Annotated in this window: 14 protein-coding genes; 4 read left to right on the top strand and 10 right to left on the bottom strand. The window is 63.5% G+C overall.

Annotated features, from left to right (window positions below):
* The coding region (locus Q0Y42_RS08620; RefSeq protein WP_297802441.1) for a NifU family protein at positions 1-324 on the top strand (324 nt) is incomplete at its 5' end.
* Positions 325-348: 24 nt separating this feature from the next.
* Here Q0Y42_RS08620 and Q0Y42_RS08615 read toward each other — a convergent pair.
* From Q0Y42_RS08615 to Q0Y42_RS08605, 3 genes are all read right to left on the bottom strand, one after another.
* Positions 349-816: a universal stress protein gene (locus tag Q0Y42_RS08615; RefSeq protein ID WP_297802438.1), complete on the bottom strand. Its 468-nt coding sequence runs from the start codon at positions 814-816 to the stop codon at positions 349-351.
* 144 nt (positions 817-960) lie between these two features.
* Positions 961-5790, bottom strand: coding sequence for an NAD-glutamate dehydrogenase (locus tag Q0Y42_RS08610; protein WP_297802435.1), 4830 nt, complete (start codon positions 5788-5790; stop codon positions 961-963).
* Between the two features lie 457 nt (positions 5791-6247).
* On the bottom strand, positions 6248-7384 hold the full coding sequence (locus Q0Y42_RS08605) for an AI-2E family transporter (protein WP_297802432.1): 1137 nt from the start codon (positions 7382-7384) through the stop codon (positions 6248-6250).
* 131 nt (positions 7385-7515) lie between these two features.
* On the opposite strand from Q0Y42_RS08605, the gene Q0Y42_RS08600 reads away from it, so the two are divergent.
* Positions 7516-9021, top strand: a complete 1506-nt coding sequence (locus tag Q0Y42_RS08600; RefSeq protein ID WP_297802429.1) for a helicase HerA-like domain-containing protein — start codon at positions 7516-7518, stop codon at positions 9019-9021.
* A 7-nt stretch (positions 9022-9028) separates the two neighbouring features.
* Here the strand turns inward: Q0Y42_RS08600 and Q0Y42_RS08595 are convergent, their stop codons facing one another.
* Together Q0Y42_RS08595 and timA are read right to left on the bottom strand one after the other, a co-directional pair.
* On the bottom strand, positions 9029-10162 hold the full coding sequence (locus Q0Y42_RS08595) for an MltA domain-containing protein (protein WP_297802426.1): 1134 nt from the start codon (positions 10160-10162) through the stop codon (positions 9029-9031).
* Positions 10163-10188: 26 nt separating this feature from the next.
* Entirely contained in the window at positions 10189-10821 is a 633-nt protein-coding gene (gene timA, locus Q0Y42_RS08590) for a TIM44-related membrane protein TimA (protein WP_297802423.1), read from the bottom strand.
* A gap of 244 nt (positions 10822-11065) precedes the next feature.
* Here timA and secB point away from each other — a divergent pair, with 244 nt between their 5' ends.
* On the top strand, positions 11066-11590 hold the full coding sequence (gene secB, locus Q0Y42_RS08585; protein WP_297802420.1) for a protein-export chaperone SecB: 525 nt from the start codon (positions 11066-11068) through the stop codon (positions 11588-11590).
* A 57-nt stretch (positions 11591-11647) separates the two neighbouring features.
* Here secB and dnaQ read toward each other — a convergent pair whose 3' ends face one another.
* From dnaQ to Q0Y42_RS08560, 5 genes are read right to left on the bottom strand one after another with little or no spacing between them, the layout of a single operon-like run.
* Positions 11648-12370 (bottom strand): DNA polymerase III subunit epsilon, encoded by a 723-nt coding sequence (gene dnaQ / locus Q0Y42_RS08580; protein ID WP_297802417.1) that lies wholly within the window; start codon positions 12368-12370, stop codon positions 11648-11650.
* A 17-nt stretch (positions 12371-12387) separates the two neighbouring features.
* Positions 12388-13020 carry a dephospho-CoA kinase gene (coaE, locus tag Q0Y42_RS08575; RefSeq protein WP_297802414.1) on the bottom strand — a complete coding sequence of 211 codons (633 nt, stop codon included), beginning with the start codon at positions 13018-13020 and terminating at the stop codon, positions 12388-12390.
* Entirely contained in the window at positions 13017-13841 is an 825-nt protein-coding gene (gene aroE, locus Q0Y42_RS08570; RefSeq protein WP_297802411.1) for a shikimate dehydrogenase, read from the bottom strand. The genes coaE and aroE overlap by 4 nt, the downstream gene beginning before the upstream one ends.
* Entirely contained in the window at positions 13838-14428 is a 591-nt protein-coding gene (locus tag Q0Y42_RS08565; RefSeq protein ID WP_297802408.1) for a nucleoside triphosphate pyrophosphatase, read from the bottom strand. Before Q0Y42_RS08565 ends, aroE begins: the two co-directional genes overlap by 4 nt.
* A complete protein-coding gene (locus Q0Y42_RS08560) occupies positions 14425-15294 on the bottom strand; it encodes a pyruvate, water dikinase regulatory protein (RefSeq protein ID WP_297802406.1) in 870 nt (289 codons plus the stop codon). The genes Q0Y42_RS08565 and Q0Y42_RS08560 overlap by 4 nt, the downstream gene beginning before the upstream one ends.
* Positions 15295-15823: 529 nt before the next feature.
* Here Q0Y42_RS08560 and hemE point away from each other — a divergent pair.
* Positions 15824-16858 (top strand): uroporphyrinogen decarboxylase, encoded by a 1035-nt coding sequence (gene hemE / locus Q0Y42_RS08555; protein ID WP_297802403.1) that lies wholly within the window; start codon positions 15824-15826, stop codon positions 16856-16858.

The raw sequence follows: 16858 nt of genomic DNA, 5'->3' as shown, positions 1-16858 counted from the left end.
CTGTCGGTCATCATGGATCACTTCGTCTCGGGCGCTCCGTTGCTGCGTTACGAAAACGCTGCCGACACCCACGCCCCGCAGGAAGATGACGAGATCACGCTCGAAATCAAAAACCTGCTGGATACCCGCATCCGTCCGGCCGTGGCTCAGGACGGCGGCGACATCCTGTTCGACAGCTTCGACCATGAGACGGGCATCCTGCGCCTCCGTATGCGCGGCGCCTGCTCGGGCTGTCCGTCATCGGCCGCGACCCTGAAGTCGGGCGTCGAGCAGATGATGCGTCACTACGTTCCCGAAGTGAACGCGGTCGAACAGGTCATCTGACGTTATAAATAGAGGGCGTGGCCGTCAGGCCATGTCCTCGATATCGGCCTCGGTCATTTCCCCCGGCACAATCGTCACCGGCAGTTTGCGGCCCTCTACGCCCACGCCCTTGTTAACGATCGAGGTCACCAGCGGACCGGGCCCGCGCGATCCTGTGGCCGAGGCAAGGACGAGGATCTTGATGTCGGGATCCTCAGCTGCCGCCCGCCGCACAGCCGCCAGCGTATCGCCCTCATAGATCAGGAAGATCGGCGTCGCGCCCGACAGCGCCGTCACCTTGTCCGACAGCTTGGCCAGCAGGGCCTCGGCTTCCTCGCGCTGTTGGCGGCGGATTTCATCGCGCACACCGGACCAGTGCTCGTCCGTCGCCTCGGGCGTGACGCGCAACAGCACCACACGCCCGCCCGTCGAGCGCGCCCGTTTGGACGCATAGCCGAGGGCCGCGTTCATTTCAGGCGTATCGTCGACCACGACCAGAAATTTGCGGATCAAATAACCTCTCCCATCAGGCTGCAACAGGTCAGCTAAACCAAAGCGGGGCGGTCGGCCAAGCCCTTTCACGGCCTCGTCATCGGCATGGAAAAAGGGCGACCCGTTTCCGGATCGCCCTTCTTTGATCTGTAGCTCAACCGAAGCTTAGGCCTCGCTGGAGATCACCTCGCGGATCGCCGCATTGGCGATGGTCAGCTTGGCGAAGGTCCAGCCCGCGCCCGAGGCTTCGATCTCGTCCACCGAGGCGCGCAGGGCCTCGACCGACGGCAGACGCTGGCCGATCCATGCGTCCACGGCCTGTTCGGCCTTGGCTTCGGTCTCGCCGACTTCCGAACCGCAGGTCTTGGCGACGGCGCGGGTCAGGGTCATTTCCTCGGTCATCAGGTCCTGCACCAGACGGCGCACGGCCAGACGGTCGAAATGGTCACCCGACTTCACCGAGCTGGCGGCAGCGCGCAGACGGTCGAAGTCAAAGGCGGCACCGACCTGGTGATAGAGGCGGGCCATGTCCGGTGCAGACCAGCCAGCTTCGTCAGCCAGATCGCCGATGTCGGCAGTGGCCACCAGCGGACGCAGCATGGCCACGGTGCGGGCCAGTTCTTCCGGCGCGCCCAGATCGATGAAGCGCTGGACGCGGTCTTCCAGACGGCCCTGCTCGAAGCGCGACAGCACGTCGCCCCCTGCCTGACGCAGGGCGTCGGCGTGCGGACGGTACTTCTCGATCAGACCACCGACGCTGGTTTCCTGACGGGCCGCACGGCGGGCCAGCCAGAAGGTCTGGCGACGCAGGACCACAGCGATTTCCTGATAGAGAGCCAGCTGGGCCTCTGCCGGAATCTTGAGGTCCAGAGCCGACACCGCATCCCATGCCTCGTTCAGGCGGAAGATACGGCGGGCGGCCTCGAAAGCGACCGTCATGGCGGTGGTGTCGCACTCGGCGGCAGCGCGCAGGCGGTCCGGGAAGGTCGGGCCGCACATGTTGACGATCTCATTGGCCAGAACGGTCGAGATGATCTCGCGGCGCAAGCGGTGGCCAGCCATGTCGGCTTCAAACTTCGCCAGCGGGGCCGGGAAGTAGCGGACGAGGCTTTCCTCGAAGAAGGGGTCTTCCGGTGCCTGCGAGGCGACGATGTCGTCCGACAGCTCCAGCTTGGCATAGGCGGTCAGCACGGCCAGTTCCGGACGGGTCAGGCCCTGACCGTCCTTCTTCATCTCGGCCAGCTTGGCGTCATCCGGCAGGAACTCGACCACGCGGTTCAGCTTACCCTCGGCTTCCAGCGACTGCATGAACTGCTGCTGGGCGTCGAGAGCCGCCGCGCCTTCGGCCTGTTGCAGGCTGACGGCGAGGGTCTGGTCGTAGTTGTGGGCCAGAACCTTGAGGCCGACTTCCTCGGTCATCGACTTCAGAAGGGCGTTGCGGTCCTCGGACTTCAGGTGGCCCGAGGCGATGGCACCGCCGGTCAGGATCTTGATGTTCACCTCGTGGTCCGAGGAGTCCACGCCGGCCGAGTTGTCGATGGCGTCGGTGTTCAGGCGAACGCCGGCACGAGCGGCCTCGATACGGCCCACCTGCGTAGCACCAAGGTTTGCACCTTCGCCAACGACCTTGGCGCGGACATCACCGCCGTTGATGCGAATGCTGTCGTTGGCCTTGTCGCCGGCTTGAGCGTTGGTTTCGCCCGCACCCTTGATATAGGTGCCGATGCCGCCGAAGTAGAGCAGTTCGACGCGGGCCTTCAGGATGGCCTGCATCAGTTCCTGCGGCGTGACCGTGTCGGCGTCGATGTCCAGCAGTTCCTTGATCTGCGGGGTCAGGGTGACCGACTTGGCGTTACGCGGGAACACGCCGCCGCCAGCGGAAATCAGCGACTTGTCATAGTCCTGCCAGCTGGTGCGCGGGGTGTTGAACAGACGGTTGCGCTCTTCCCACGACTTGGCCGGATCCGGGTTCGGATCGATGAAGATGTCGCGGTGGTCGAAGGCAGCGACCAGTTTGATCGCCTTGGAGAGCAGCATGCCGTTGCCGAACACGTCGCCCGACATGTCGCCCACGCCGGCCACGGTGAACGGCTCGGACTGGATGTCCTTGCCCATCTCGCGGAAGTGGCGCTTCACGGCTTCCCATGCACCGCGGGCGGTGATGCCCATTTCCTTGTGGTCATAACCGGCCGAGCCGCCCGAGGCGAAGGCATCGTCCAGCCAGAAGCCATAGGACTGCGACACGCCATTGGCGATGTCCGAGAAGGTTGCCGTCCCCTTGTCGGCGGCCACCACCAGATACGGGTCGTCACCTTCCCAGGCGATGACGTTTTCAGGGCGAACCGGCGCACCTTCACCGACGATATTGTCGGTGATGTCGAGCATGCCGGACAGGAAGGTCTTATAGGCACGGATGGCTTCGGCCTGCATGGCGTCGCGGTCACCACCGACCGGAAGCTGTTTCGGATAGAAGCCGCCCTTGGAGCCGACCGGAACGATGACCGAGTTCTTCACCTGCTGGGCCTTCACCAGACCCAGAACCTCGGTGCGGAAGTCGTCTCGGCGATCCGACCAGCGGAGGCCGCCACGGGCCACCGGACCAAAGCGCAGGTGCGCGCCCTCGACGTGCGGTGCCCAGACGAAGATTTCGCGATACGGCTTGGGCAGCGGCATGTCCTCGATCTCGCGCGGGGCGATCTTGATCGAGATGTGCGGCTTGCCCTGATAGAAGTTGGTGCGTTTCAGCGCGACGACCAGATCGGCCAAACGGCGCAGCGCGCGGTCGTGGTCGAGGCTGGAGACTTCCTGAAGCAGGGCCTTGATCTCGGCCTGAATGCGGGCGACCTCGGCTTCACGCGAAGCCGCATCGCCGCCCTTGGCCGGATCGAACTTGGTGGCGAACAGCGACAGGATCGCGCGGGAAACGCCCGGATACTGGATCAGGGCCGCTTCCTGAACCGCCTGCGACGGATCAAGACCCGTCTGCTGGCGATAGCGGGCGAGGGTGCGGATCAGGGCCACCTCGCGCCAGTCGATGCCGAGTTCCAGCACCAGACGGTTGAAGCCGTCGCTTTCGGTGCGGCCATTCCACACCGCGGCAAAGGCGGCCTCGAACGGGGCCTTGATGTCGGCGAAGCTCAGCTTCTCGCCGCGCGGGTCTTCCAGCAGGAAGTCGTGGATATAGATCGGCTCGTCGCCGGTCGGACGCACGACGTGGTCGGACTCTTCGAGGGTCTTGAGACCCATGTCCGCCAGGATCGGCAGAACGTCCGACAGCGGCACAACGCCGCCACGGCGGTAAAGTTTAAAGCGGAACTGCAGCGGGCTTTCGGCCTCGGTACGGAAAGCACGGACCGCAACGGCTTCCTCATTGATGCCATCGGCGTCCGAGCCATCGTTCAGACGGTCGAACTGCTCGAGGTCGGCCACAGCTTCCGAGGCGCTGTAACGCTCGCGATAGCCCACGCCATAGGCCTCGGCCCATTTGGCGCTGGTCGGGCCGACGGCCACTTCATTGAAGTCCGCTGCACGCAGGGCGCTTTCGAAACGGTCGATCCACGAACGGCCAGCCTCGGCCACCTCGGCTTCCAGAGCCTTGGCATCCGGCACCGGATGATCGCCCGGCGTCACGCCGATGATGTAGTGGACGCGGGTCAGCGGCTGGTCCGACAGTTGCGGATACCAGGCCGAGACACGACCGCCCCAAGCCTTGGCAAGGATTTCGCCGATGCGGGCGCGCAGGGCGGCATCGAAACGCTCGCGCGGGATGAAGGCCAGCACCGAGACGAAACGGTCGAACGGATCGCGGCGCGAGAACAGGCGGATACGCGGGCGGTCATACAGGTGAAGGATGCCCAGTGCCGTATCCAGCAGCTCGTCTTCCGAGATCTGGAACAGCTCGTCGCGCGGATAGTTCTCGAGGATGTTCTTGAGGCGCTTGTAGTTGTGCGTGCCCGGAGCCTTACCCGCGCGTTCCAGCGCATTGGCCACCTTGCGCCGGATCAGCGGCACTTCCTTGGCCATCTTGTCATAGGCCTCGGCGGTGAACAGGCCGACGAAGCGGGTCTCGCCGACAGCGCGGCCATCCGTGCCGTAACGCTTGACGCCGATGTAATCCATATAGGCGCGGCGGTGGACACGCGAACGCAGATTGGACTTGGCCACCGTTACCGGCTCGCTCTGGTCCAGCACGTCCTTCATGGCGCGGGTCAGAACGGCGGGCTCGGACGCACGGCGCAGCACGCGCAGTTCCGGATTGGTGAGAACGCCCAGACCCTGACCGCTTTCGCCGACCATGCCGTTCGGCTCGCTCGGATAGTCATATTCGCGGGCACCGAGGAAGACGAAGTGGTCGCTCTTAACCCAGCTCAGGAAGGCGAGATTTTCCTCGAGCACAGCCGGATCGACCCGGCCCTGACCGTCCTGCTGCAGGCGCGCAATCGCTTCCTGCATCTTGGCGATCATGGCGGCGTGGTCGCTGACAGCGGCGCGCACATCGGCCATCGCTGCGGCCAGACCCTCGCCCAGAACGTCGCGGCGCTCCTGGGGCAGGGGATCGATGATCAGAATGACCAGAGAGTCGCGGCGACCTTCGGCCAGTTCGACAATCGGGTGGTAGAAGGCGCGGACGGTCACGCCCGCATCGGCCAGCTCGCCCAGAACACTGTCGACGAGGAAGGGCGCGTCATCCTGAAGGATCAGGACCTGATCATAGCCCGTGGCCTGACCCGAGGCACCCAGCAGCGGACCGACGGTCACGAGGGCGGGCTCACCGGCCTGACGCTTGCTGGCCTGCTGCCACACATTGTTCAGAAGAGATGCCAGATCGCCGAGCACCAGATCCGGCGTTTCGTCTGCCTCATAGTCATCGATCACCTGCGACAGCAGGGAACGCTCTGCGGCACCCGGCGGACCTGCTGCAACCTCGGAGAAGGCTTTTTCAAGCGCCTCCAGATTGGCCTGATCGGCAGGGGCAGAACGCGAAGCGGCTGACATGTCAGAATCTCATCAAGCGGGGCCCTCGGGCCACCAGATGAAACCCACCTTAACGCGCTAAATACTTATTCCTAGGCCTTTAATCGTCCAAAAACCCTTGTGCACCGCACAATGTTGCGCGAGCAGCCCACCTATTGAAACCTCTTCCGCAAAGAAGCCGCAAAGTTGCACGTTTATGCTCACAGTTCATCGATCAACGAGTAACGTTAGGTCAGCTTTGACGCACTGCGGGGTACCCCTTTTTCCGATCCCCTGGGACCAGAATTGAACAAGGCCGTCGAACCGGGTCCGACGGCCTGCTCAGTCCGGCGCTATAGGAGGGGGAGGGGAAGCGCCGGCCATTTACGAGCGGCTCCGAGGGGAGGGGGAGGGGAGGAGCCGCGTCGTGTGATTGTCTATTTAGGGACCGATTGCGGCGAATCAACGTCCAACCGAAGAAAAAATTTCGTTCATTTCCCTACTTTGGTCTTATACGTTCCATAACTCTGCTGAATACCGATGCTTTCTTTCGCTGCTCGGGATACTCTCCGGTATCGGCGTAGGGATTACCGTCGCCCGACAGCAGAACCGCCATCCAGCGCGACGATTTGAACTCCGCAAGGATGGCCATGGCCATCACCGCCAACGGCGTCGACAGGAACATACCGGCCACGCCCCACATCTTGCCCCAGAAGGCCAGAGCCAGAAGCACGGCAATCGGATCGATGTTCTGGTTGTCGCCCTGCATGCGCGGCTGGATCACATTGCCGACGACGAAGAGCACCACCTGAAGGCCGATCAGCAGGATCAGGGCCGGCCCATAGCTCTCGAACTGGACCAGAGCGAAAAGCGGCGGGGCAAGACCGGCGATGGCCCCGCCCAGGATCGGGATAAAGCCGACGACAAAGATCACAAAGGTCCAGAACTCGGCATTCTGGAGACCGACGACGCGCATCAAAATCCAGGCGACGAAACAGATCATCACCCCCGTGACGGCCTGAACCCACAGATAGCCTTCGACACCGCCGCGGACCCGCTCGAACACCTCAACCGCTTCCTGACGGCGGCCACGGTCGGGGAACATGTTGATGATCTTCTTCTTGAAGCCCTGACGCGAGGCGATCAGGAAGCCCAGATAGATCAGGACGAAAAAGGCGCCCGAGGCCGCGCCCTGAACCTGAAACGCTGCGGTGGTCAGCCAGCCGCGCAGGTCGATGCCCGCCACCATGTCCTGCAACGTCGGCGGATTGGCGACACCGAAGATCTGGCTGACATCACGGCTGATCTGGTCGATCCGCGGACCGATACTGCCCGCCACGCCCGAGGCGTCGGTAAAGAAGCTGGCCGCCCCGTCGATAATGATCCAGATCGAGCCGATAAAGCCGAGAACCACCAAGGCGACCGCCATCGCCCCCGCAAAGCGCGACGGGACGCGGGCCTTGTTGACCAGCCACCGCTCGATGCCCGCAATCATGATCATCAGGAAGATGGCCATGGCCAGCGGCGTCAGTATATCCCGCAGCCAATAGAGCGACGCCCCTGCCGCGACCACCGCGACCAGCACGATAGCGTTTCGAGAGACGAGAGCGACGTTCGAGCTTAGCGGTAGTTTCATGGGGCCAATCTCCGGGCATGCGGGCGGAGGGTCAATCTCTGAAATGTCCGATAGTTCCGCTATCGGCCAAACTGGCTCTTGCCCCACATGGCGTCTCGCGTCAGCCTGCAGGCGACAATCGGAGATACTCCATGACTGAAAGCCTGTCGTTTACCGTTGGTGCCTCGTTTGACGGAGAGCCCCAGAAGCTGCTGCTCAACCGTGCGAACCGCCACGGGATCGTTGCGGGGGCCACCGGTACCGGCAAGACCGTCACCTTGCAGGTTCTGGCCCAGAGCTTCTCTGACGCCGGTGTCCCGGTGTTCTGCGCCGACGTGAAGGGCGACCTGTCGGGCGTCAGTCAGGATGGCGGCACCGAGAAATTCGCAGAGCGTGCCGCCAAGATGGGCATTACCCTGACCGGCAAGGCCGCGCCGACGGTATTCTGGGACCTGTACGGCCAAAAGGGCCACCCGATCCGCGCCACGGTGTCGGACATCGGCCCTCTGCTTCTGGCCCAGATGCTGGAGCTGAACGACGTACAGGAAGGCGTGCTGTCCATCGCCTTCCACGTCGCGGACAAGGAAGGTCTGCTGCTGCTGGACCTCGAGGACCTGCGCTCGCTGCTGACCTACGTCTCGGAGAACGCCAAGACCATTGGTGCCGAGGTCGGCAATGTCTCGCCCCAGTCGGTCGCCGCCATCCAGCGCGCCCTGCTGCAACTGGAACAGCAAGGTGCCAAGTCGTTCTTCGGTGAGCCCGCACTGCGTCTGACCGATCTGATCCGCACCGCACTTGATGGTCGCGGCCAGATCAATGTGCTGGACTCCACGCGGCTGATGAACAGCCCGCGTCTTTATGCGTCCTTCCTGCTGTGGCTGCTGTCGGAACTGTTCGAACAGCTTCCCGAGGTCGGCGATCCCGACAAACCCAAGCTGGTCTTCTTCTTTGACGAGGCACACCTGCTGTTCAAGGACGCGCCCAAGGGGCTGCTGGAGAAGATCGAGCAGGTTGTTCGCCTGATCCGCTCCAAGGGTGTCGGCATCTATTTCGTCACCCAGAACCCCGCCGATATTCCCGACAGCGTGCTGGCCCAGCTGGGCAACCGTATCCAGCACGCCCTGCGCGCCTATACGCCCGCCGAGCAGAAGGGACTACGGGCCGCGGCCCAGTCCTTCCGCGCCAATCCGGCCTTTGATACCGCAGACGCCATTCAGGCGCTGGGCGTGGGCGAGGCCTTGGTGTCACTGCTAGATGAAAAGGGGGCACCGACGGTGGTGGCCCAGACCAAGATCCGTCCGCCGGATTCGCGTCTTGGTCCGGCGACCGACGCCGAGCGCGCCCAGGTGATCCAGTCCTCGCCGATTGGCACGGCCTATGACGCCGCCATCAACCGCGAGAGCGCCGAGGAAATCCTGAAGGCCCGCAAGGCTCAGGCCCAGCGCATCGATGCGGAGACCAAGGCCGCCGCCGAGGCCCAGAAAGCCCGTGAAAAGGCCGAAAAGGAAGCGGCCAAGACCACGCGCGCGCCCGCAAAACGCGCCTCCAACCGCCAGACGCCGATGGAGGCCCTGACCAAGTCTGTGTTGCGTCAGGCGGGCAGTACCCTCACCCGCGAACTGTTGCGCGGTGTGTTGGGTGGGCTGAAGCGCCGCTAATACAGCATTATTGAACGGGGGTCAGGCGCCACATCCGCAAGGGGTGCCTGACCGATCCGGCTTCCTGTCCGGCGGCATCGCCCGTGCCCATATAGAGGTCGGCGCGAACACGGCCGCGAATGGCCGAACCGGTATCCAGCGCCATCACCCAGCCGCGATAGCTGCCGCGGGCACCCATAAGATTGCCGCCATCGGCCTCGATCCATACCGGCTCGCCATAGGTCCAGTGCGAAGGATCGACAGCAATCGAGCGGCGCGCCGTCAGCGGAATGCCTGCTGCGCCCACGGCCTCACGGCCATCGTCCCGCGCCACGGTGAAGAAGATGTAGCGCGGGTTCAGGTTCATCACCTCGCGCGCCTCGGCCCCGCGATGACGGGCCAGCCATGCGCGGATGGCATCGCCCGACGTTCCGTTCTGAGGCAGCAGGCCGCGCTCGGCCATCGGACGGGCAATGCCGACAAAGCGCTGTCCATTATCAGCGGCATAGGCCGCGCGCATACGCGTACCATCAGGGAAGATCAGGTTTCCTGAGCCTTGAATCTGCAGGAAGAACAGGTCTTCGGCCCGCATCCATGCCAAGGCCGAGGACTGGGCCGATCCCGCTTCGATGGCGCGGCGATCCCCCACCGAGGCCAGATTGGCAGGACGGCTGAGGACAGGGGCGTCGAACTCGGCATCCGGCACGGCTCTGGCCGGATATTCGGGCGCGAAATAGGAGGTCAAAAGGCCGTTGGAGCCATCGTCATTGCGGACCTCCGCCGCATAGAACCACTGCTCCAGAAACTGTCTGGCCGCGTCTGCGGAGGGGGCGGGATAGGTCGCCATCAGGGCCTTGGCCTGTTGGCAGGCACGGGCACCATCACGTTTTACGCCGCAGCCTTCGGCATAGGCACGAAGGGCGCCGGCATGATCCTCGCTGGCCCAACCCGGCAGGGCCGACAGCGGCAGGGCATAGGGGCGCGGGCCATCCTGCGGAGGCAGGGCGGGCTGCACCGGCGGAACCGGCTGGCTTGGCGGGTTATAGACGGGGGGCTGTACCGGCGGGCCATAGGGCGGCTGGGGCAGTTTCGGGCTGGATACGCAGGCCGCCATCAAGACAGCCACCGCGCCAAGCCACAGTCCGGTACGAAAACGCTTCACGCCTACTAACCCTGCCACCGATGCCATCAGGCCGTAGCCGCCTCGACGCGGGCCAGTGCCCAGTTCGGATCGCTGGCGCCGAGACGACGCTCGAAGGTCCAGATTTCGGCGGTGCGGCGCTCTTCGGTCTGGGTTTCGCCAGCGCTGTTGGTCTGTTCGCTGCGCACTTCGGCGAGGAAGCGGACGCGGGCGCGGGCCATATCGCCCTCGACCGTAGCGAGTTCGATATCTGCACGGGCAGGCGAGACCAGCTCGACCTTTTCGGTCAGGCCCGCCACCTCGCGCTGGGCGATGCCCTTGTCGAAGCTGGCCATAACCTTGTCGGTCAGCAGGGGACGAAGGGCGTCGCGGTCACCGGCGGCGTAAGCGCGCACGATGGTTTCATGGGCCTGACGGGCACCTTCGACAAAGCGCACCGGATCAAAGGCCGGATCACGCTCTTTCAGACCCGAAATCGCCGCGGCAAGGGCCGGATTGATGGCCGGTGCCTGAACAGGCTTCAGCTCGGCACCCTTGGGCAAGCCGGGCGTCATGATGGTGGCGCGGGCCTTGTTCACATTGTCTTCGGGCTGACGGCCGACCTTCTTGCCGAGAACATTGTAGAGCGCGAACAGCAAAACCGCTGCGATGACTGCAAACAGGACGATCTGAAAGTTCACGACGCGGGTAATCCTCGATGTATCCGGCACCTGCCACCCCAGCCGGCCTGAAGAAGGCGGCCTTGAAATTCGGTGGCGGCGCACAAGTTTATACTGTGATTAGGGGGCGATAGGGGCATACGCAAGGCAATCAAGGGTCACACAAGCGGTCCAACCGTTGCGACCCATGGTCTTCGCGTGCTACCGCGACCCCATACAACCGCCCCTTTGGGGGCTTTTTTCTTTCACTTCAGACGGCTCACAAATGACTGACGCTACGCCGCCCGCCGACGCCAACGGCCAGAACCCGCAAGCCGATCAGGCTCAGGGCAAGCCGCAAGGTCCGGGCTTCCGCATTCTCACCCAATACATCCGCGACTTCTCGTTCGAGAACCCGAAGGCGCCGGAAAGCCTGCGTATCGATGGCAAGCCGTCGATCGACATGGGTGTCGAAATGAACGCCGGCGGCCGTCCGGATGGCCTGTTCGAGGTCGACCTCAAGATCTCGGTCAAGGCCACCACCGACGACAAGACCCCGGTCTTCCAGGTCGAGCTGGTCTATGGCGGTCTGTTCGCCCTGTCGGGTGTCGCTCCGCAAGACGTCGAGCCGATGCTGCTGATCGAATGCCCGCGCTACCTCTTCCCGTTCGCGCGCCAGATCATCGCCCAGGCCACGGCTGACGGCGGCTTCTACCCGCCGTTCATGGTCGATCCGATCGACTTTGCCGCCATCTACATGGCCCGCCAGCAGCAGATCGCTGGCTCGCCGGCCGAAGGTGGTCAGGCCTGATCCCATCCGGATCGGAAATAGAAAAGCCCGTCGCGAAAGCGGCGGGCTTTTTCTTTGTCAGGCGTCTTCTTTAGCCGCGGGCTCGACACCAAAGCGGGTCCACACCGGCTCCTTGACCCATTTGGCCAGAAAGGCGCGGTGGTCGGCGTCTTCCTGCGGGGTCAGGCGTGAGGGCAGGGGGCGAGGGCGCGCGCCATACTCGATACGGCCCTGAACAACGGGGCCGCCGGTCTTGGCGACAGCACCACCGCCCAGATCAAAGGTCCGCTCCTTGCCGCCCTTCAGCTCCAGATAGACCTCGGCCAGAAGGCGGGCGTCGATCAGGGCGCCGTGATAGGTCCGGTCGGCCAGCGAAATCTTGTAGCGCTTGCACAGGGCATCCAGCGTATTGGGCTGGCCGGGGAATTTAGACTTGGCGATGGCCAGGGTGTCGATCCAGCGCGCTTCACCCGTCTGCGGCTTGTGGGCCAGCAGCAGTTCCCAGTCGATGAAGTTCCGGTCAAAGCTGGCGTTGTGCGCGATCAGGGGCGCATCGCCGATAAACTCCAGCAGTTCATCGGCCATCTTGGCGAAGATGGGCGCATCCTTGACCATCTCGTCGGTGATGCCGTGAACCTTGATCGCATCCTCGGGGATGGATCGTTCGGGGTTCACATAGCGGTGGAAGGTCCGCCCCGTCGGCAACAGGTCGACAATCTCGATACAGCCCACTTCAATCAGGCGGTCGCCGGACTTGGGATCAAAGCCGGTGGTTTCGGTATCGAGGACGATTTCGCGCATGCCCTGTATTGCCCCCTTTATTGATCCGAGAAAAGGCCCGTGCGGGCGCTCTTCCACGACGGATCAAGGACAGTGGCGACAATCTGTCTGACCCTTTGGCGGGCAGGCTCAAGACCCTCTCCGGTCTCGACGATAAAGTCGGCCCGCGCGCGCTTTTCGGCATCGGGCATCTGGCGCGCGACAATGGCCTCAAAGCGCTCCGGCGTCATGCCCGGTCGGGCCAGAACCCGCTCGCGCTGAAGGTCTGCCGGCGCCGAAGCGACCACCGTGGCATCGACATAGGCGTCGGCCCCCGTCTCGAACAGAAGGGGAATATCGACGATGAACAAGCGAACACCCTTTTCCTTGGCCGTCCCTAGGGCCCACATCCGGTCTTTCAAGACCAAGGGGTGAACAATCGCGTTCAACCGATCAAACTGCGCCGCGTCGTTGCCCAGAACCGCCGCCAAACGCGGGCGATCCACCGCCCCGTCAACGATGACGTCCTCCCCGAAAGCCTTGGCGATGTCGGCGACGGCCTCTCCGCCCTTGGCGTACAGACGGTGAACAGCTGCGTCGGCATCCCAAACCACGGCCCCTTCTTCACGAAAGACGTCGGCGGTGGTCGATTTGCCCATGCCGATCCCGCCTGTCAGGCCCAGAATAATCATCGGGCCTCTCCCAGCAGGGTCAGGATGGTGGACCGGATGTCGATCGACGGGGGTGTCTGGGCAAAGAAGGCCTCGAATGACGGAACAGCCTGACCGATCAGCATCGCCAGCCCATCCACCACCATCAGTCCGTGATTTCGACCCGACTGGAGGAAGGGAGTGATCAGCGGCTTATAGGTCATGTCCATGACCACCGCCGTGGGCTTAAGGCGGCGCACATCATAAGTCGGCGGCACGCTCAGCGCATTGATCACCAGATCGGCGTCATAGGTCTCGGCCTCGCTGTCGGCGACCGTCACCAGACCGCCCAGATCATCGGCCAGAGCCTGTGCCCGCTCTTTCGTGCGGTTGAGTACCGATACCCTTGCCCCCGCCGTGACCAAGGCGCCCGCAGCGGCGCGGCTGGCACCGCCGGCGCCCAACAGCACAACCTTGGCCCCTTCGATTTGAAGCGTCGGAGCCTGTTCCGACAGGGCATTGATGACCCCGCGGCCATCGGAGCTGTCGCCGTGGATTTGGCCATCCTTGAACACAAGGATATTGGCCGATTTGACCAGACGCGCCGCCTCAGACACCCGATCACAGGCGGCAAAGGCCTGTTCCTTAAACGGGGCGGTGACATTCACGCCCGCGATCAGTCCGGCACGGCCCGCGTTCAGAAGGGCGTTGAAACCGTCCGCATCCTTGGGGCCAAAGGCCGCATAGGTGCCGTCCACGCCCGCCGCATCCAGCCATCCGTTATGGATGGCGGGGCTGAGGCTGTGATCGATCGGCTGGCCAACCACACCGGCCAGAATGGCGCGTCCGCTGATCCGGCTCATACGGGCAGCACTCCAAAGGCGCGCAGCTTGTCCAGCACCAGCCACAGCGGCATGCCCAGCACGGTGAAATAGTCGCCGTCCACCTTGTCAAACAGCTGCGATCCCATGCCCTCGAGACGATAGGAGCCGACGCAGTGCAGCAGTTCCTCGCCTTCGTGCGCGATATAGGCGTCCAGAAAGGCGTCGGAGAAATCACGCACGCGCATGTCCGCCGTATCGGCATCGGCCCAGAGGATTTCCCCGCCGCGGGCCAGAGCGACACCGGAATGAAGCTGGTGCGGACGGCCTCGCATGGACGACAGACGCGCCTTGGCCTGTTCCAGATCAGGGGCCTTGGAGATCAGACCGCCATCAAAGGCCAGCGTCTGGTCCGCGCCCAGCACCACCGCATCGGGATGCTGCGCCGAAACAGCCAACGCCTTGGCCTTGGCCAGATCGATGGCCAGTTGGCGCGGATCGACACCCGGAACCTTCAGGGCGTCTTCATCGACACCGGCCACCTGAACATCAAAAGCCACGCCCGCATTGGTCAGCACCTCGCGGCGCGCCGCACTCTTGGACGCCAGAATAAAGCGGACCGAACTCATGAAGGCACTCCCATGCGGCGATTGCGCCGCGCATTGACCAGATTGACGATGGCTGCCGCCGTTTCCTCGACCGAGCGTCGGGTGACGTCGATGACAGGCCAGCCACGGCGTTCGAAATCACGACGGGCCTTGATGATTTCGGCGCGGACAGCGTCGTGGTCGACATAGTCCGTCTCCTGGATCTGGTTCAGGCTGTCCAGACGGTTGCGACGGATTTGAACCAGACGGTCAGGCGACACCGTCAGGCCGATCACCAGCGGATTCCGCAGCCCTTCCAGACGCGATCCGTCTTCGGAACCGGGCACCAGCGGCACATTGGCCGCGCGGATGCCGCGATGGGCCAGATAGATACAGGTGGGCGTCTTGGATGTGCGGCTGACCCCGCACAGGACGACATCGGCCTCTTCCAGCTCGGCCAGCGATCCCTGACCGTCATCGTGGGCGATGGCGTAATCCAGCGCGCTCATGCGGTTGAAATAGCCCGTATCCAGAGCGTGCTGGGCCCCCACACGGCTCGAGACATCGGCGCCCAGATAATGGGACAGGGCCATGATCAGCGGATCAAGCGCACCAATCTGCGGTATATTCAAAGCCTTACAGCCGCGTTCCAGCTGTTCGCGCAGCTCGCGGTCAACCACCGTATGCAGAACAAGACCCGGCGCGTCGGCGATTTCCGCCAGCACCTCTTCCATGTGCCGTTCAGAACGTACCAGAGCATAGATGTGCTCGATCGGGATCACCCCGTCGAAGCGGGCCACCACAGCCTTGGCCATCGCATTCAGCGTCTCGCCCGTGGAATCCGAGACAAGATGGACGTGGAAATAGGTCGCGATGCGCGACGTACCGGGCGGACGGGCAGGGCTCATCAGGCATCCTTGAGCAGCCAATGACGGGTGACGCTGTTCTAGCCCCGTTTGCGTCGTGGCGCCCATACCCACCAAAACGGCGCCCTGAGCGTGTGGAAAACCCGGGGCGCCATTCGCCGATTTCTGGGCGCCGAATTGGGCGTTCTGCGGCGCCATGGAGGGCGCCCATGAAGATCGGGCGCCAAAGTCATGAACGGCGCCCCGCCCGTCAAATTGGGCGCCAGTTATCTATCCCATGCTGTGCACAGAAATTGATGTCCAATTTTGGCGCCCAGCGACTCACCCACAACGGCGCCCAGAGGAGAGCCCAATTGACTCGGGTGTTTCACGGGTTTTCCTCGTTATCCACACGTGGGCTTTCACCCTCATGGATTCATTCCGGCCATCGATAGGAAAACATCTTCCACCGGCGGGACAACGAAAAACTGTCCACGTCGTCCCCTGCCCAAATTCCAACTTCCAATTCTAATTTTTATAATTTCGATTTGAGATTGAGCTTGGGGCTTGGGGAACGTTAAAGCCTTTGGTCATGAGCACCCCTCTTATGATCCAGGCTCTTCAGGGCCAGACGACCACCCGTCCTCCCGTATGGTTCATGCGTCAGGCAGGCCGTCACCTGCCGGAGTACCGCGAGCTGCGGGCCAAGGCGCCGGATTTCATTTCCTTCTGCCTGAATCCGGAAATGGCCGCCGAAGCGACGCTTCAGCCGATGCGCCGTTACGGTTTCGATGCGGCCATCATCTTTGCGGACATCCTGCTGATCCCGGGTGCGCTGGGCCAGAAGGTCTGGTTCGAGGCAGGCGAGGGGCCGCGTCTGGGGGCACTGCCGTCGGTCGAGGAGATGACCGAGAAGGCTCCCTTCGCCGGAGAGGCCCTTAAGGCGGTCGGTGAGAGCCTTTCCTTGGTCCGCGCGCAGTTGGACCCGTCAAAGACCTTGATCGGCTTTGCAGGGGCTCCCTGGACCGTTGCGACCTATATGCTGGACGGTGAGGCCCGCACCATCGGCAAGGGCGAGCGCGCCGCCGCCCGCGCCTATGCCTATGCCGATCCGCAAAAGGTCGATGCCGTACTGGACGCCCTAATCGAAAGCACCGCGCATTATCTGAAGATGCAGCAGGATGCGGGCGCCATGGTGCTCAAGATTTTCGAGAGTTGGGCCGAGGGTTTGCCGGACAATCTCTTCGAAAGCCTCGTTCTTCGCCCGCATCAGAAACTGGTGGCGCGTGCGCGTGAACTGGGGGTGACGGTGCCGATCATGGGCTTCCCGCGCGGCTCGGCGGCGATTGCCGAACGTTATGCCCGTGATTGCGACGTAGATGCCGTGGCGCTGGATACCGCCTGTCCGCTGGAAGTTGGCAAGCGCGTGCAGCAGATCAAGCCGATCCAGGGCGCGCTGGACCCCATGCTGCTGCGCGTCGGGGGCGAGCAACTGGACCGCCGCGTCGATCAACTGATGGAAGCCTGGGGGCAGGGACCGTGGGTGTTCAACCTCGGTCACGGTATCACGCCCGATGTGCCGATTTCGCATGTCGAGCAGGTTCTGAAGCGTATCGGAGCGCAATAA

This window comes from uncultured Brevundimonas sp. (assembly GCF_947305955.1).
In the GTDB taxonomy this organism is placed as follows: Bacteria; Pseudomonadota; Alphaproteobacteria; order Caulobacterales; family Caulobacteraceae; genus Brevundimonas.
The sequence above is the reverse complement of the archived record's forward strand: the minus strand, read 5'-3'. Positions and strand labels throughout refer to the sequence as shown.

What these genes read in the sequence shown, in the direction of transcription:
- secB (WP_297802420.1), top strand. Translation starts at nt 11,066, where the DNA reads ATGACTGACGCTACGCCGCCCGCCGACGCCAACGGCCAGAACCCGCAA.
- coaE (WP_297802414.1), bottom strand. Translation starts at nt 13,020, where the DNA reads ATGATTATTCTGGGCCTGACAGGCGGGATCGGCATGGGCAAATCGACC.
- Q0Y42_RS08605 (WP_297802432.1), bottom strand. Translation starts at nt 7,384, where the DNA reads ATGAAACTACCGCTAAGCTCGAACGTCGCTCTCGTCTCTCGAAACGCT.
- dnaQ (WP_297802417.1), bottom strand. Translation starts at nt 12,370, where the DNA reads ATGCGCGAAATCGTCCTCGATACCGAAACCACCGGCTTTGATCCCAAG.
- Q0Y42_RS08565 (WP_297802408.1), bottom strand. Translation starts at nt 14,428, where the DNA reads ATGAGTTCGGTCCGCTTTATTCTGGCGTCCAAGAGTGCGGCGCGCCGC.
- Q0Y42_RS08560 (WP_297802406.1), bottom strand. Translation starts at nt 15,294, where the DNA reads ATGAGCCCTGCCCGTCCGCCCGGTACGTCGCGCATCGCGACCTATTTC.
- hemE (WP_297802403.1), top strand. Translation starts at nt 15,824, where the DNA reads ATGAGCACCCCTCTTATGATCCAGGCTCTTCAGGGCCAGACGACCACC.
- Q0Y42_RS08610 (WP_297802435.1), bottom strand. Translation starts at nt 5,790, where the DNA reads ATGTCAGCCGCTTCGCGTTCTGCCCCTGCCGATCAGGCCAATCTGGAG.
- aroE (WP_297802411.1), bottom strand. Translation starts at nt 13,841, where the DNA reads ATGAGCCGGATCAGCGGACGCGCCATTCTGGCCGGTGTGGTTGGCCAG.
- Q0Y42_RS08600 (WP_297802429.1), top strand. Translation starts at nt 7,516, where the DNA reads ATGACTGAAAGCCTGTCGTTTACCGTTGGTGCCTCGTTTGACGGAGAG.